The following is a 1673-nucleotide window of genomic DNA, read 5'->3' as shown; positions in this document are numbered from 1 at the left end:
GGATTCAGAATCGTTGTACGGCTTTCTACACCGACTGCTTGCTTAAGTTCTTGCATTTTCATGTTGTTGCGGTTCCGGTAGTCGCTAAGATAAGCGTCCGGGTCTTTACCGGTAACATTGCGTACGGCAAGATTCATACCTCCCATGAATTCATATACGTGGTCGAGGCTCAATGCTCCCCAAGTGTTACTTTGGCGGGGCTGAACGACAACATCAGTACTGTTCAATGCTGCTTCAAAGGCAAATTTCTGAAAGACTTCCCAGTGTTTTTCGTCACCGTAGAAGGCTCCCATATTGTTGAGGTAAGTATCTGCAATTTCCGATTCACTTTCCCAGCGGTCGCCGGATTCCACCATTCCTTGAATTCCTGTACCATACATGCCATTAGCACCTCCGAATACTCGGAAAGAAGCCATTTCGCGGGCATCTTTCGGACTCTTTCAGCTTCTACCACACTGGCAGCTACCTGATTTTCAAACTTGTCGTCTTTCGCTGCCGCAGCCATTTCTACTGCACGGTTAATCAGGAAGAGGCGGGAAGCGGCGATATCACGGAGTTGTCCGGAAGTCTGAACTACTACGTCGATACGTGGACGTCCCAGTTCGGCTGAAGGAATCAGTTTTAGATCACTGACACGACCGAATGCGTCACGAACAGGTTCTACTCCCAGCATATACAGTACTTGAGCAATAGTAGCCCCACCGGTTTCTATAAATTCGGAAGACCAGAGAGTATAACTCACTTTACGTGGGATTGAATCATTGTGACGTTGCTTGTAAGTATCAATCGTTTGTTTGGCTAAAGCGATACCTTTTTCCCAAGCGGATTCTGTAGGAGTTGCTTCGGCATTGATAGCATACATATTACGTCCGGTTGGTAAAGCATTCGGATTAGCAATCGGATCACCTCCGGGAGTAGGAGCGGTGTATCCACCTTTCAATGCATTCATCAGACTGCTTAACTCTTCTTCGGGACTTGTCAGAAGTGCGTTCTTGTAGTTGCCTACATTCTTGATTGTACGCTCTACTTCAGCGATGGCAAGTGCCAGTTCGATTTCTTCTTTACTGTATTCTTTCGGAGCTTTTCCCATAGCGGCCATCATGGCAGCCATACCTTGAGGCTTTTCTTGCTTTCCACTGTTTCCCTGTTTGTCAGAAGATCCGGCAGCTTTTTCTTTATTAGCTTTCATTCCGGCTTCCATTTTCTTCAATGCTTCCGGACTTGCTCCCATAGACTTAGCCATTTCCATTGCTTTTTCAGGATCCATGTTGGCGCCCATTTTCTTCATCCTTTACCTGCTTTCTTTTCGTCGGATTGTTCACTCTTTGCCGATGCAGCCATCATCATTGCCATCATACCTTTCGGAGCATTGCGGTCTGCCTCTATTTGACGAGCCTTGGCTAGTTCCTGTGCGGTGATACCGGCTGTACGACAAATCAGTTCATCTGTGGCCAGTGCAGGATTAGCGAGCAACTTTTCTACCAGATGGCGAGCAGGAGTCAAGTACTGTTGTGTAAAGAGGCTGCGGTGCTTGCTAACGGCATCTGTCGCTTTACCACGTTGCTTGTCAAGAGCCAGCAGGCTGTATGCGATAGGTTCTGTAGCCATTGCATAGACGGAAGAAGTGATCCGTTCCGCTTCATAAGGAACTCCCATTGTGTAGAGTTGGGTGG

The 1673-nt window shown here is 47.5% G+C and carries 1 pseudogene; it reads right to left on the bottom strand.

Annotation, left to right across the window (positions count from 1 at the left end):
• Positions 1-1673: pseudogene (locus AB5935_RS24350) on the bottom strand (cobaltochelatase subunit CobN); the annotation flags it as partial.

It is taken from the genome of Phocaeicola sp. RTP21198st1_B8_RTP21198_201120, assembly GCF_040929485.1.
GTDB classification, from domain to species: Bacteria; Bacteroidota; Bacteroidia; order Bacteroidales; family Bacteroidaceae; genus Phocaeicola; species Phocaeicola dorei.
This window is presented reverse-complemented; position numbering and strand designations above follow the sequence as displayed.